General features: G+C 59.1%; 11 protein-coding genes. 2 read left to right on the top strand and 9 right to left on the bottom strand.

Annotated elements, in window-relative coordinates; genetic code table 11:
- Positions 1 to 80: 80 nt before the first annotated feature.
- Positions 81 to 737, top strand: coding sequence for a response regulator transcription factor (locus PL263_RS00745; RefSeq protein ID WP_278211231.1), 657 nt, complete (start codon positions 81 to 83; stop codon positions 735 to 737).
- 60 nt (positions 738 to 797) lie between these two features.
- Here PL263_RS00745 and PL263_RS00740 read toward each other — a convergent pair whose 3' ends face one another.
- From PL263_RS00740 to PL263_RS00705, 8 genes are all read right to left on the bottom strand, one after another.
- A complete protein-coding gene (locus tag PL263_RS00740) occupies positions 798 to 3,176 on the bottom strand; it encodes a tetratricopeptide repeat protein (RefSeq protein ID WP_278211230.1) in 2,379 nt (792 codons plus the stop codon).
- Positions 3,166 to 4,521: a hypothetical protein gene (locus tag PL263_RS00735; RefSeq protein WP_278211229.1), complete on the bottom strand. Its 1,356-nt coding sequence runs from the start codon at positions 4,519 to 4,521 to the stop codon at positions 3,166 to 3,168. Before PL263_RS00735 ends, PL263_RS00740 begins: the two co-directional genes overlap by 11 nt.
- 383 nt (positions 4,522 to 4,904) lie before the next feature.
- Positions 4,905 to 5,432: an SRPBCC family protein gene (locus tag PL263_RS00730; RefSeq protein ID WP_278211228.1), complete on the bottom strand. Its 528-nt coding sequence runs from the start codon at positions 5,430 to 5,432 to the stop codon at positions 4,905 to 4,907.
- A gap of 211 nt (positions 5,433 to 5,643) precedes the next feature.
- Positions 5,644 to 7,434, bottom strand: a complete 1,791-nt coding sequence (locus PL263_RS00725; RefSeq protein WP_278211227.1) for a sigma-54-dependent Fis family transcriptional regulator — start codon at positions 7,432 to 7,434, stop codon at positions 5,644 to 5,646.
- Positions 7,431 to 9,701 carry a response regulator gene (locus tag PL263_RS00720; RefSeq protein WP_278211226.1) on the bottom strand — a complete coding sequence of 757 codons (2,271 nt, stop codon included), beginning with the start codon at positions 9,699 to 9,701 and terminating at the stop codon, positions 7,431 to 7,433. Before PL263_RS00720 ends, PL263_RS00725 begins: the two co-directional genes overlap by 4 nt.
- Complete coding sequence (locus PL263_RS00715; RefSeq protein WP_278211225.1) at positions 9,665 to 10,072, bottom strand: hypothetical protein; 408 nt, start codon at positions 10,070 to 10,072, stop codon at positions 9,665 to 9,667. Before PL263_RS00715 ends, PL263_RS00720 begins: the two co-directional genes overlap by 37 nt.
- A complete protein-coding gene (locus tag PL263_RS00710) occupies positions 10,069 to 10,527 on the bottom strand; it encodes a hypothetical protein (protein WP_278211224.1) in 459 nt (152 codons plus the stop codon). The genes PL263_RS00715 and PL263_RS00710 overlap by 4 nt, the downstream gene beginning before the upstream one ends.
- Positions 10,524 to 11,645 (bottom strand): hypothetical protein, encoded by a 1,122-nt coding sequence (locus PL263_RS00705; protein ID WP_278211223.1) that lies wholly within the window; start codon positions 11,643 to 11,645, stop codon positions 10,524 to 10,526. The genes PL263_RS00710 and PL263_RS00705 overlap by 4 nt, the downstream gene beginning before the upstream one ends.
- Positions 11,646 to 12,308: 663 nt before the next feature.
- On the opposite strand from PL263_RS00705, the gene PL263_RS00700 reads away from it, so the two are divergent.
- Positions 12,309 to 12,488 (top strand): hypothetical protein, encoded by a 180-nt coding sequence (locus PL263_RS00700; protein WP_140911112.1) that lies wholly within the window; start codon positions 12,309 to 12,311, stop codon positions 12,486 to 12,488.
- Between the two features lie 343 nt (positions 12,489 to 12,831).
- On the opposite strand, the gene PL263_RS00695 is transcribed toward PL263_RS00700, so the two are convergent.
- Positions 12,832 to 14,853, bottom strand: coding sequence for a cache domain-containing protein (locus PL263_RS00695; protein WP_278211222.1), 2,022 nt, complete (start codon positions 14,851 to 14,853; stop codon positions 12,832 to 12,834).
- Positions 14,854 to 14,950: the final 97 nt, after the last annotated feature.

The raw sequence follows: 14,950 nt of genomic DNA, 5'->3' as shown, positions 1-14,950 counted from the left end.
AAACGGCATGATGGCCGCGGCCGCGAGCATAGAAACGGCCGGAAACGATTCAGCAATCCGCGAAAGAGGAAGTATTGCCTGTGGCAAACAAAATCAGCGTGTTATTGGTGGACGACCACGCCGTGGTCCGAGCCGGTTACAAGACCTACCTGTCGCTGTCCGAGCGCATCGGCGAAATCTACGAAGCCGACCGCGGCGAAACCGCCTGCCAGATTTATTCCAGGCACACCCCGGACGTCGTGGTGATGGATTTATCGATGCCCGGCCTGGGCGGTCTGGAATCGGTGCGGCGCCTGCTGAGCCGGCACCCGGCTTGCCGGATACTGGTCTTCAGCATTCATAACGAACTGGTCTACGTCACCCGCGCGATCAAGGCCGGCGCCAAAGGCTACATCACTAAAAACAACGAACCGGACACCTTGGTCACCGCCGTCTGCGCCATCGCCGAAGGCAACACTTACATCGACCCCGACCTGGCCCAGCAATTGGCGGTCAACATGGCGGTAGGCCAGGACGAGTCGTACAAGATCAAATCGCTGTCGCCGCGCGAGTTCGACATCTTCTGCCTGCTGGCCAACGGCCTCAGCACCCGCGAAGCCGCAGAAAAACTGTGTTTGAGTTACAAGACGGTCTGCAACCACAGCACCGCAATCAAGGAAAAGTTGGGCGTTAAAACGATGTCGGAAATGACGTTGCTCGCCAGCCGGCAGGGGATTGTTAAGAGTTCGGCGGCTTAAGGGGATTGGTTATCAAGACAGAGGTCAACGGTTCCGCTGTCCGGGGGCGCTTAGCAAACCCTAACCATCAAGTGCATCCAGCTTGGCTTGCACCCATTTCAAATCGTCTGCAAATTGCGGCACCTCCGGCAATACGGCGGTCAAACGCTGACAAATCGCCAAACTCTCGGCATAGGCGGCACGAGCCGCTTGCAGCCGGCCCTGGGCTTGCTTGATGTCGCCGACATTGTTCAACGACAGGCTCAAGTCGCGCAGGGTTTGCGGGGCGTCGCCCAGCGCGTTGCGCAGTTGCTGGCGCAGTTCCAAGCTTTCCGCATAGGCGGCGCCGGCCGGTTCCAGCCGGCCCAGGGCTTGCTCGACGTCACCGAGCTTGATCAACGCCACGCTCAAATCGCGCAGGGTTTGCGGGGCGTCGCCCAGCGAAGTGCGCAATTGCCGGAACAAATCCAGGCTTTCCGCATAGGCGGCGCCCGCCGCTTCCAGCCGGCCCAGGGCTAGCTCGACGTCGCCGAGCTTGATCAACGATACACTCAAGTCGCGCAGGGTTTGCGGAGCGTCGCCTAGCGCAGTGCGCAGTTGCCGACGCAGATCCAGGCTTTCCGCATAGGCGGTGCCGGCCGCTTCCAGCCGGCCCAGGGCTTGCTCGACGTCACCGACATTGCCCAACGCCACGCTCAAGTCGCGCAGGGTTTGCGGGGCGTCGCCCAGCGCGCTACGCAGTTGCCGGCACAATTCCAGGCTTTCGCCATAAGCGGCGGCGGCCGCTTCCAGCCGGCCCAGGGCTTGCTCGACGTCGCCGAGCTTGATCAACGACACGCTCAAATCGCGCAGGGTTTGCGGGGCGTCGCCCAGTGCGCTGCGCAGTTGCCGGCGCAGTTCCAGGCTTTCGCCATAGGCGGCGCCGGCCGCTTCCAGCCGGCCCAGGGCTTGCTCGACGTTGCCGACATTGTCCAACGACACGCTCAAGTCGCGCAGGGTTTGCGGGGCGTCGCCCAGCGCGCTACGCAGTTGCCGGCACAATTCCAGGCTTTCGCCATAGGCGGCGCCGGCCGCTTCCAGCCGGCCCAGGGCTTGCTCGACGTCACCGAGCTTGATCAACGACACGCTCAAATCGCGCAGGGTTTGCGGGGCGTCGCCCAGTGCGCTGCGCAGTTGCCGACGCAGCTCCAGGCTTTCGGCATAGGCGGCGCCGGCCGCTTCCAGCCGGCCCAGGGCTTGTTCGACGTCACCGACATTGTCCAACGACACGCTCAAGTCGCGCAGGGTTTGCGGGGCGTCGCCCAGCGCGCTGCGCAGTTGCCGGCACAATTCCAGGCTTTCGCCATAGGCGGCGGCGGCCGCTTCCAGTCGGCCCAGGGCTTGCTCGACGTCGCCAAGCTTGTTCAACGACACGCTCAAGTCGCGCAGGGTTTGCGGGGCGTCGCCCAGCGCGCTGCGCAGTTGCCGACGCAGCTCCAGGCTTTCGGCATAGGCGGCGCCGGCCGCTTCCAGCCGGCCCAGGGCTTGCTCGACGTCACCGACATTGTCCAACGCCACGCTCAAATCGCGCAGGGTTTGCGGGGCGTCGCCCAGCGCAGTGCGCAGTTGCCGACACAATTCCAGACTTTCCGCATAGGCGGCGCCGGCCGCTTCCAGCCGACCCAGGGCTCGGTCGACGTCGCCGGCGTAATTTAAAGCGACGCTGTAATTGCGCAATTGGTCCGATGGCGTATTTTGCGGCTCGGCTAACGGCTTCAGCAGCGGCAACAGTTGCCCGACGATTTGGCCGGCGGCGGCGTAATCCATGCGCTCCAAAGCCTCTGCGGCGGCAGCGAAGCCGGCCTCCGCCGCCAAGCGGGATTTGTCGGCGGTGGTTTGCCAGAGCCGCTGCCATTCGCGCTCCGCCGCCGAGGCTTGGCCGCCAGCCGGCGCAACGGCCGGTGTCGCGGATTCGGGTTGGCGGGCGGGCGGTTGTTGCAGCGTCGGCAGCGGCAAGTCGGCGGTAAAGCTGCGGATACTCCACAAGTCCGGCAGCATGACGGGCACTTCGGGGCGCAGTTCGGCGGGCAGTACCAGCACCAACGGGCAGGCCATGTCCCGTTCCAGCAAAAAACGCCGTTCGTTGAGGCGGGACAACAATTGCCAGACCGCCTGGCGCTGGGCGGCACCGTCCAGCCGCGCCTCCAGCCACAGCGGCGGCCGGGCGGCGGCTAACGGCCGATACCCAAACACCGCTGCCAAGGTGTCGTTCAATTGTTCGGGATGCTGTAAAACCAAGTGCCGCGCCGGCAAGGTATTGAAAGCCAGCAAATCCGACAGGCGTTGGCGTAGCGCCTCGGCCGGGGCCGGATGGCGGCTGAACAATATCGCCAGTTTGAAGCCGTCCGCCCACTCCAGATGCGGGCGCAGCCGGCGCCAGATAGCGTCCAGCTCCGCCCGATAGGCAGAATCAGCCGCCACGGGCCACGCTGTCGCGCAGCAGCGGGTGTACGTCGTACCAATCCACGCCGTTACGGTAATTGAGCAGATATTTGCCTTCGATCAGGCGAGCAAAGTCCGGCAGTTTGTCCAGGCTTTCCAAGGGCCGTTCATGAGTATTGAGTACCCGCGATAATTTTTGCCTGTCGTCGTCGGCCAACGGCATGTCGTTGCGTAAGGCGCTTTCGGCGGCATTTAATACGCTATCGGGCAGCGGCAGGCTGGTTTGGTACAAAGCCTCGGTAATGCTCAAACCGACCATGCGGAAAAAGTCGCGCAGGTCGCCGCCGGAGTTGGCGGCCAGCCGCAGCAATTGTTCCCCGGTAAAAAATTGGCTCCATTCCGGAAAACGGCGGCCAACCACTTCCACCATGGCATTCAGCCCGGTCGGCGAAGGCACTGGGGCTTTGCCATCCTCCGGGCGGTTTTCGTAAACGTGGACGCTGGGTAGCATGTAAATCCGCCCACCGGAGTATAGCGCCGCCAAACTGCCGGCCAGTGCGGTCAAATACGGCGGCACGGTGCAAACCAAATATAACGGCGACAAGCGCAGCTTGTCGGCGTGGCCGGAAAATATGGTTTCCACGCTTTTAAACACTTTACCCACGTCTTCGCTATCGCCAACCCCACGCAAACGCTCTACCGAATCCAGCAACAGCACCACTTTTTTGGCCGGATCGCCGCTTTGTTGGCGGATGTACTCGACGGTGCTTTCCACGAATTGGCGGGATTCCTGCATCAACTTGGCCACGTGGCCGCGGGTACTTTCCTGGAGCTTTTGCTTGAAGGTCGGGTTTTCGCGCAAGGACATTTTCAGGCTGGCTTTAATGTCATCTCCGCCTTCCAAACCGAGTTCATCTATCTTGACTTCGCTTTGCAAGAAATTCCAAACCCGTTCGAAAAAGCCGGTCCGCGCCGGGTCGTCGCCGAAACGTTGTTCGACTTTTTCCGACAAACCGCCCAGCATGCTGATCAGAAAGTCGGTGATTTCCACCGCCATGGTCAGGTTGAGATATTCGGCCATGTCCACGTAAAACACTTCGCAACCGAAGCCGCGCAACATTTCGGCCAGCCGCATCAATTCGGTGGTTTTGCCGGTGCCACGATTGCCGGAAAACAGATAGGTACCGCCGCCTTCGTCGAAATCGATACGGTCGGCCAGCACTTGCACCAACGCACGTTCCGAGCCGTGCAAACCTTCAACGTAAAGTTCCTGGCTAACGCCTCGTTCGATCAACGGATGGTCGCCGAAAACCACCGGCTTGGTCGCATCCAGCGCGTTAAGGCATTTTTTGATTTTTGGGCGTAACGCCGTGGGGTCGATCATGAGTTACCGGTCATTTCCGTCATTACCATTAGGTGCTTAATAGTAGCACGGGCGTTGAATTTCCAGGTCTCCCTCGTTCTACCTGGGAACCGTTTGACGGGACGCTGCGCCTCTTCAACAGCATAGCGATTGAATCGGCGTTTCGGACGCCAAATCGCCGGAAAAATGATTTTTTTGGTTCTCCTCACCCTGCCCTCTCCATCAGGAGAGGGTTATTGCGGCTTCGCCACCTTCTGCATGGATGCAGGAGGTAGAGCAACGCATGGAGCAATTGCCGAGGCCAAGCAAAAGAAAGTATCTCGGCTGTCGGGCCGAGACCCGACTTTAAAACCCGTCGCGTCAGCGACACAACTGACGTCTACAGGCGGACAAAACAGCCGCCGCTACTTCTCCAACTTCGCCTTCAACCCATTCAAGCCATCTTTAAAAAACCGGGTCATGGCCTCGACCGCGGCGGCGTCGCTGAGGTTTTCCGGCGGGGTGTTGCCGGTGTCGCCGCGGTAGAAGCGGCTTTTCAGCGTGACGACAGTGGAATCGGTGCTGTCGCCGTGCGCGACTTTCAGATCGACGGTGTGCGAGCTGGTCGGCAAGGCTTTGACGTTTTCGGTTTTCAGCCGGTAGCTGTATTCGTGTTCGGCGTCGTTGTAGTAATCGAGTTCTTCGACGATGCTTTCGCCGTTTTGGAAGGTCAGTTTGCGGGTGCCGCCGGATTGGTTTTTACCGTCGCCCTCGGCCGCCTTCAAATCCGGATGCCAATGGCCGATATCGTCGAAGTTTTTCACCGCTTCCCAGACCTTGGCGACCGGCGCCTGAATCGTCACGCTTTCTTTGGCCTTTTGCGGGGTCGGGCCGTGGGCCTGAGCTTGGCTGCAGAGCAGAGAGAATCCGAGGGCGTAAATGATCTGGCGCATACTAAATACCGGTAAAAGTTAAAACCGGCATTATCGGCAAGCGCGCACATTCTGCCTTGGGAAGAATGCCCGTTATGCGCTAGGCAGTTTTCATTTATTAAACCAGCCCTGTGGTGCCTGACCTTGGATTCGGGGCTGTTTGAACCCATGTGATGCCGCCCTCCCACACCCTCGGGACCAACGGTTTTAGGGCCGGCAAGCGCCGGCCGGCTCAGGCCGGCTTGCTGATACCCAAACGCTCCATCCGCGAACGCAACGTGGTTGACGGCACACCGAGGATTTTGGCGGCGCCCTGGTTGCCGGCGATGCGCCAGGAGGTGGCTTCCAGCGCTTTCAGAATGTGCTGACGTTCGGCTTCGTCCAGCGTCACGATCGGCGCTGAGCTCGTGGCCCCGACCGGCGCGGTGGCGTGCACGCATTCGACGTTGGCCAGTTGCGAGCCGTTGGTCAGGATCACCGCGCGTTCGATGATGTGTTGCAATTCGCGGATATTGCCGGGCCAGATGTAGCTTTGCATGTCCGACATCAGCCGATCCGGAATCGCGCTGATCTTCTTGCCGAATTTGGCGGCGTATTTGTTGATGAAATGCCGCACCAGATGCGGGATGTCTTCCTTGCGTTCGCGTAGCGGCGGCAAATGAATCGGAAACACGTTCATCCGGTAATACAGGTCGGCGCGGAACCGGCCCTCTTGAGAGAACTGGGCCAGATCGCGGTGGGTCGCGGCGATGACCCGCACGTCGCATTTCAGGGTTTGGGTGCCGCCGACCCGTTCGTATTCGCCCTCCTGCAATACCCGCAGCAGTTTGGCCTGCATTTCCAGCGGCAGTTCGCCGATTTCGTCGAGAAACAGCGTGCCGCCGTTGGCCAGCTCGAACCGGCCCAGTTTGCGGTTGATCGCGCCGGTGAAGGCGCCCTTTTCGTGACCGAACAATTCGCTTTCCGCCAGGTTTTCCGGAATCGTGGCACAGTTCAATTTGACCAGCGTCTTGTCCTTGCGTCCACTCAGATTATGGATTGCCCGGGCAATCAACTCCTTGCCGGTACCGGTCTCGCCGGTGATCAAAACCGTCGCGTCGGTCGCCGCCACCTGCTTGACCAGGGCCATGGCCTGACGCAGGCCGGCCGAGTTGCCGATCAATTCCTCGCCGTCGCGGCTGGCCAGGACTTCCTCCTGCAGGTAGGAGTTGATGCCGCGCAGGGTATGGCACTCCGCTTCCGCCTGCTCCCGCGCCTTGCGTTCGTTGATGTCGCGCAGAATCAGGATGTAGAGCTGCTGCCCGGAGGCTTCGACCCGCGATATCGTGGCTTCGATCGGGAATTCGCTATCGTCGCCGCGGCGGGCGGTCATGCCCTCGGATATCCAGATCGCCTGTTTGGCCGGCACGCCAGCGCGAAAATTGGTCACGGTCTTGTACAACTCCGGCGACAGGAAGCGATCCACAGAACGGCCGATGTTGTCGCCGGCCTTGCAGCGGAACATCTGCTCGGCGGCGGCATTGAACATGGTAATCCGCCCGTCCTGGTCCAAGGCCAGAATCGCATCCATCGCGTTTTCGAAGATGCGCGATAGGCGTTGCTCCTTTTCCTGCAGCTCGGATTTGAGCTTTTGCAAGGTCAGATGGGTTTGTACCCGGGCGATGACTTCCTCGTACTGAAACGGCTTGGTGATGTAATCGACCGCGCCGACATGAAAGCCCTGCACCTTGTTGGCAGTGTCGGCCAGCGCCGTCATGAACAGCACCGGAATCTCGCGCGTGGCCGGATGGCTTTTCAAGGTGGCGCAAGTGGTGAAACCGTCTACACCCGGCATCAGCACGTCCAGCAACACCAGATCAGGCTGCCGGCTTTTCGCCAGTTCCAGCGCGGTTTCGCCGGTCTCGGCGCGCAGCACGTCGAAACCGGCATCGTTCAATAAAAACGCCAGCTCTTCCAGATTCACCGGATTGTCGTCCACCATCAAGATGGTGGGTTTGGCGTCGGACCGGGCGGGGTTTGTCATACGCTGTGCTCAGCCAGGAAGGTTTGAATTTCAGGCTCCAGACGCCGCATCGCCACGTGCAGCAACGGCAAATCGGTTTCGGCATCGTCGAATGCGGCTTCCAGGCCGCTACTTTCCAGGCGCTGGGCGATCTGACCGAATTCGAAAGCGCCGATGCTGTTGGCCGAACCTTTCAGAGTATGGGCCGACAGGCGCAAGGCTTCGCCATCGCGGCGTTTGATCGCCTGGGCGGCGTCTTCCAGCAATCCCGACGACTGTTCCAGAAACAGCGACATCATTCTGCCCAGCAATTGGCCGCGGCCCCGTACCCGGTTCAACGCCTCCTGCCATTCCAGCGCCGGCGGCTCGGCCGCCGCCCCGCCATCCTGCGTACCAAGCTGTTCCGCTGCCATGTTCCAACACTCCACAGTTGCCAATAATTCCTGTTCCTGCACCGGCTTGGCGATGTAATCGTCCATCCCGGCGGCCAGACAACGTTCCCGGTCGCCCTTCAGGGCATGGGCGGTCATCGCCACGATGCGCTGGCGTTTTTCGGTTTGCGCTTCGGCGGCCCGGATCGATTGAGTGGCCTGAAAACCGTCCATCACCGGCATTTGCACGTCCATCAGGATCAAATCGAATTGGTCCTGCTGCAAAATATCCAACACTTCCTGGCCGTTATTGGCAACCTGGACGCTGTGTCCACGTTCTTCCAACAAGGCCACGGCCATGAATTGGTTCACCGGATTGTCTTCCGCCAACAAAATTTTCAGCAAGCGCGGCGGCTGGGCCAACATTACAGGCTGGTTGCCGGTTTGCCTTGAATCCGCCTTGCCCAGCGCGGATTGGATCGCATGCCACAATTCGGAGTGTTTGACCGGCTTGCGCACGTATAAATTGATACCCAAATCGCGGCAGCGTTCGGAATCGTCGGGACGGTCGGCCGAGGACAGCATCATGATCGTCACCGGCTCCAGCCGCGGGTCTTCCCGGATCGTTTTCGCGACCATGAAGCCGTCCATGATCGGCATCATCGCATCGAGCAGGATCAGGGAATAGGTGCCGCCGGTTTCAGCCATGCGCTGCAAGGCCTCAATCGCCGCTTCGCCGCTGTCGACCGTGGTCGGCGCCATGCCCCAATGGTGCAGGATTTCCTCGAACACCCGCAAATTGATGTTATTGTCGTCGACGATCAACACCGGCAGGCCTTTGACGTCGATCAGGGCCGGCGCCGCGGCATCGGCTTCGCTGCCGGTATAACGCTCGAACCAGGCGCTGAAATAAAAGGTGCTGCCTTTGTGCTCCTCGCTTTCCAGCCATAACTGGCCACCCATCAATTCGACCAGCCGCGACGAGATCGATAGCCCCAGTCCGGTGCCGCCGAATTTGCGGGTCGATGAGGCGTCGATTTGAGCGAAGGCCTCGAAGATTAACTGTTGTTTGTCGTGCGGAATGCCGATGCCGGTGTCCTGCACCGCAAAATGCAGCCGCACCCGGTCGTCGTTGACCGCCTCGGGTTTCACCTGCAATACGATCTCTCCATGCTGGGTGAATTTGATCGCATTACCGACCAAATTGATGATGACCTGATTCAAACGGCCGATATCGCCCATCAGATCGTCCGGGGTTTCCGGGTCGATACGCAGCATCAGTTCCAGGCCCTTTTCGTGGGAATGGCCGCCCAGCAGCTTCAAGGTGTCGCCCAGACTCTCGCGTAATTTGAACGGTGCGTGATCCAGCTCCAGCTTGCGGGCGTCGATCTTGGAAAAATCCAGAATGTCGTTGACGATGCGCAGCAAGGCGTCGGCCGAACTATTGGCCATCCCTAAAAACTCGCGCTGTTGCGGCGTCAATTCGGTACGCAAGGCCAAACCGATCATTCCCATGATGCCGTTCATCGGCGTGCGAATCTCGTGGCTCATGTTCGCCAAAAACTCGGTCTTGGCGCCGGCCGCCTGCAACGCCGCATCGCGGGCCGACACCAAGGCCAGCCGCATTTTTTCCAGATGCTCGGTCAAGGCCAACACTTCGCTGATTTTGGTACCGGAACTAAATTGGCGGGCGTGGTTGCCGGCAGCGATCTGTTCGGCTTCGTCGCGCAAACGTTCCAACGGGCTGACCAAACGGCGGCCGAACAAACCGACGACCAGCAGCGACAGCCCCAAATAAACCGCGACGAAATAGGCGCTGCGCTGGTAAATGACGACAATGTCGTGCCGCACCTGGCGTTCGTCGTAACCCAGCCGCAGCATCACCAGCGAACCGTCGCTAGGGTTGGCGACCGGCACGGCCAGAAAATAGATGTCGTCGCCGTGTTCGCCGAAAAAAAGTCTTCCTGGAATTGCTGTTTGGCGTTGAGTTCGACGTCGGCGTGCAATTCGCCGCTCTCGCTGACGATGTCGGCATAGGCCAGGCGGCCGTTCAGCAAAAACTCGCCCAACAATTCCTGCAGCTCGCGGCTTTTGGCGCCGCCCAGGCGCGGGGCGATCAAATTCCCGAACAACAGCGCGTCCGACCGGACGAAATTAACGAATTGCTCTTCGACGCTGGGTTTGATCACCCGATAAATGCCGAACAACAATACCGGTACCAGCAACAGGTGGATGCCGACCACCGCCAAAATCATCCGCCCGTTGAAACTGTGAAAAAACCGCATCATTCCGCTGCTCCTTGCCATAACACGTTTACCGCTTTGATACCTTGATTGGCCCGCACCTGGTCTTCCCACAAATAGGTCACGGTGCCGGGATGCTGCTGCAATGCCGCCAGCAAATCTTTCAGATCGCTATAGCTCTCCGGCCGTTTGCCGCCCAAGCGAAACACGACCGAGATCGTCTGGTTTTCATAGGCGTTGGCCGACATGAATGCGACTTTTTGCAGAAAAACTTCGTAAATCAGTGGATCGCTGGTATTGAGCAACGGCACCGGCCGTTCGCCGTCTTTTTCCAGCGGCACCCCGAGAAACAGTTTCCTGGCCTCCTGCACGGTCAGCACCGGAATCGTCGAGGCCGAGCCGGTCACCAGCACCAAGGATTGTCTGGTAACCGCCTTCAGGCTTGGCACGCCCAGCAGTATCAGCAATCCGAACAGGTAAAGGCCCCGGCGCAGTTTCATGGGAATACCGCGCTCCACTGAAACATCACCACGCCGAAATGGTCGTCGCGCAAATGGTCGCGCGAGGCCTCGACCTTCAACGCCATGTTGTTATTGACTTTGTAGCGTACGGCGCCCATGAAACGGTCGTCGACGAATTTGGGGAACATCGCCAGATAGGGGTCGCGGTTGGCGCCGAAAGTGCCCTCCACCCGGCCGACCAGGGTCCAGCGCGGCATCACCTCCCATTCCACCTGGCCGTAGGCGCTGAGAAAGTCGTCGTTCTTGGCGCCGCCGTGCGGATTTTCCAGCCGGTTATTGACGTAGACCAGTTCGCTGAGCAGCGTAACTGCATCGATCTGGTGATTGGCGTAGGCGGTGGCGACGTATTGGGTGACGTTGTTGACCGCCAATTCGTCGGAATGGATCTGGTTGTAAGCGCCGGAGATGCCGTACTCGTCGACGCCGAAACTGACCGGTTGATAACCGAGCCGGAACGAAGCGGCCGGTCGGTGCGAGCCGGCCGGTTCGACCAGATTGAAGGCTTCCAGGCCACGGTTGATTTGCGGGCCGGCGCCGGCGCCGATCGTGTAATAAACCCCGCCTTCGCCGAGCTGGTGCACGCCTTCCCATAGAAAACCGGTCAGATGGTAGGGAATCACGCCGCCGGCGGTTTCGAAGGCCATGATGCCGGGCCGGCTGATCGTGGTCTGCAAAAACGCGCCGTGGTGGAATTGCATGTTCCAGTAACCGATCGGGTTATGAAACCGTCCCAGCCACAGGCTGGATTCGTCGCCGAGGTGCAGGCCGAGTTGAAAGCGTTCCAGGTTATGGGTTTTGCTGCTGACCAGCCATTCGCCCAGAAAACGGAAACGCTGGTAATCGGCGGTGTAAAACACGTTGATCGCGGGGATCACGTCGCCGGTACTGAGCTTCTTTTGCGGCTCCTGGTCGTAGCGGACGATGCCGGTCAAATCCGGAAACAGCAGCAGATCGCCCGGCAACAGGCTGGAATCGGAACTCGAGGGATGGCCGGCGTGACCGGCGTGGCCGAGGCCGGCCGCTTGCACAGAACCGCCAGCGGCGGCCAAGCCGCAAATAGCCGCGGCCAGCATTCGCAGATTACGGGAAAAGTTCACTAAACGGTTCGGTCGCCGCATGTTGGGGAGTCTCTGCCGAAAGCAGCCTGGCTCGATTGCTATTGGTTGAAAGTACAAGTCCGGGTAAAAATTTAGCGGAATGTATCACATTTCCAAACATTGTTAACGCGATTTCGTAATCGCCGCCGCCAGATACTGCCATCCCGCGGCTAAGCGATAATATTTACGAAATGTCGTATCCGCTACGAATATTAGTAACGACTTTCGCCATTCCCACTCGCCGCCACCCCCGAAACATCTCCATCAAAAATCAATAAAACCTATTAGGTTCAAACACTTAAAAAAACATAGCCCGGGACTGGGTTATTTGGCCCGAGATTTGCCACAAGTGAAATAGTTCTCTTATCCGACAGCGATAAAAGTTGTTAAATCCTATTCAACCGAACCGGAGCCGATTGCCATGACCAGATCACGCCATCCTCATTTTTGCGACAGATGCGGTGACCCGCTATCCCAACACGAACAAAGACTGTTCAGCGGCGACGAAGCTTTGTGCGGATTCTGCGAGCAAATGCGCTGCGAGGCTTTGGAAATCTACCAGCAAAATTTGGCACGGAAAGCCGAGACCCCGCGCCTGCGGCCGGTCCGAAACGCTTGCTTGTAAGCCACCGGCAAATCATTAGCGCCACCAGGAGCCTGCAAATGAATCATTCCAAACTATTGGCAACTTGCCTGCACGAATTGAAACGCTGCGCCATCAGCCTGCTGTTCATAATCGTCGGTTTGTTTCTGGCTACGGCCAATGCGCCGGCGGCGGAACGCACCGAGTCAATCTATGCAGCACCATCAACAACCTTAAAGCCCCCATCGAATTTTGTTTAGTCAGCGGTAACAGCAACCTCCAGTCGGACGAACGCTAGCCAGCGTCCGTCCGGTTTTTTTGCAAGCTCCCGGTTTGACTGCGTCGATGCACGCGGTAAGCTGAAAACCACGGGGTTGGCGTCCGGTCAAGACTGTATCCCTCGTTGCGCATCCGAAGGCGATCGCCGCCATCCCCACCCGAAAACACGCCGCGACTTGACTACGCCAAGTTGCAAGGTAACTTTCCTTCGGTGGTGCTCGTGCTGATTCGGTTTAGGTTGGAGATAGCTAAAACGGACACATTAGCGCCACTGATTTGCTCAGCCAGTTGCCAAAACAAGCCCGCGCCCGGGCAACGTCGCGTTTACAACGGAATGAAAACGAAAGCCAACACATCGTTACGGTAAGCGTCCGCGGTTTTGAATTCGCGATACCCCTTTCCGGCCGCAACTCCCAATACATAATTCGCCCCCTCGTGGCGCAACAGCGACGAGCTGGTCTGGCCGTTTTTCAGTGCAAAGTGGACGTCGTCCAGCAGCAAGCGCTCGCCGATGCGGTAGTGGTTGTGGTTGGCAAGCCCCAGAATTCGCCCTTGGCGATCGGTAAAAACCGCAAAACTGTTTTTTAGCGGCGCACCGCCGGCTTCCTGCGGCAGGATTTCCCGCAGCATCGCGCTGAATTGCGGCTCGCTGTCGAATACGATGCCGATTCCGCCGACCACCCGGCCGTTATCGGTCGGATCGGTCACCGCGGCGTTATATATATAAGTGTGGCGACCTTGATAGAAGCGGGTCGGCCCGAAACCGGAGACCCCGTAATGCTGACTGTCCACGCGGCCCATGACGCTCCGGTAGCCGGTGGCCTCTTCGACCTTGCTACCGATCAGCGATGTTTGCGTGGCGTCCGATACCGCGACGATGTCGCCGTGGGCGTCGTACAGATACAGATTGGTATAGACCGTGTAGAGCGCATTGATATAAGCCAGAATTTCGCACATTTGCCGCTTCTCGGCGGCACTAATTTCGGCTTTCGCCAGATTACGGCGGAAAGCCGAAGTCAAGGCCCACCAACGGCAATCGTTGGCCCGCTCGTACAGATTGCGGTCCATGATGTTGACCGCCAGCGACGCCAGGAAACCGGCGTTGTTCAGGTGCGACGACATCACCGTCACTTCCTGCAAGCTATTCACCGACGCCGCGAAAATGCCGGCGATGTCGGTACCGACTTGCTTGATCGCTTCCAGCACCGGCATGAATTCGGCCGCGTTCTGTCGGGCGGAAGCGATTTTCCCGTTCAACACCAGCAGCCCCAAATCGGCGTTGATATCGACCGAAGCCTGACGGATTTCCTTTAACTCCTGCGGAAAGCTGTCCGATTGACCAATAATCTCGCTATAGTCGGCACCGCCGCACCCGCCCGTCTCGCGGCCGAAGGCAACATCCAGCCGCGTCATCATCTGCCCGCGCCAGCCCAAACCGCAATAACCCTGATAACCGTTACCGGGCAGGCTATTGACGATGTAGTCGTGACCCTGGAAATTGATCAGGCCGATCGCGTCGTCGCGATGGAAGCGGGTATCCACCGGCAACAACTGTTCGTTACTGCTGGCAATCACCCGCCGCTCGGTGTCGAGGATGGCAATGATGCCCCGGTCGCCCGCCGCCAACAGATCGGCAAAGATACCGCGCATCTCGTCCTCGAACCGAAAACACAGACACAGTACGCCCAGTACCCGCGAATTTTTTTGGTCGGTTTCGGTGATCTTGCAGGAATAGATCAGCGAGCGGCGGCGGTCGGCTTGCAGCGCACTGTAACGGAAGGTTTCCAGATAAGGGCTATCACTGCGTAACGTCTCCGCCACCAGCGGATCAGTATCCTCGATCCGGTTATCGGCGTCCAAATGCGCTCTGAGCCGACCTTGCGCATCGAATATGGCGATTTCGTCGTAGACGCTGTATTTTTTTACGTATTCGCGCAGCCGGTTTTCGATGAAACCGACCTGTTCCGGCTCCGGCTCAGCCTGAGCCAAAAACACCCGAATGTCATCGTCGGTGGCCAGAAAGCCGACATCGGCGGTGCGCTCGAACAGGTTGCGCACCAGCAGGTCGATCGCCACCTGCGCTTTCGACGCATTGTCCAACACCAGTTTCTGCAAGTTTTCCACCAGCAGATTACGCGTCAGCTTGCGCTGCAACTCGCCGAATTTGTTCTGGGTGCGCGCCATGTCGTCCAGAATGGTCGGCGCGACATTGTGGCTGTTGATTTTGCCGATCAGTGTGATTTTTCCCCACCAATTGTTCAGTTGCGCCAGACGGGTTTCGAAATTTCTGACGTCGACCATTGCATTCAGCAGTTTGGGCGTGTGTTTCTCGATCAGTGCATTCATTGTGGTTCAATCCCTGCAAGGTTACCGGTTACGGAACGGCAGCCGCGAATTTGCCGCGTCCTCGGCGGAGTTTGGGAGCAGGATTTGTACCACTACC

The sequence above is a fragment of the Methylomonas sp. EFPC3 genome (assembly GCF_029643245.1).
GTDB lineage: Bacteria > Pseudomonadota > Gammaproteobacteria > Methylococcales > Methylomonadaceae > Methylomonas > Methylomonas koyamae_B.
Note: the sequence above shows the minus strand (reverse complement) of the source record. Positions and strands in the feature narration are given on the sequence as shown.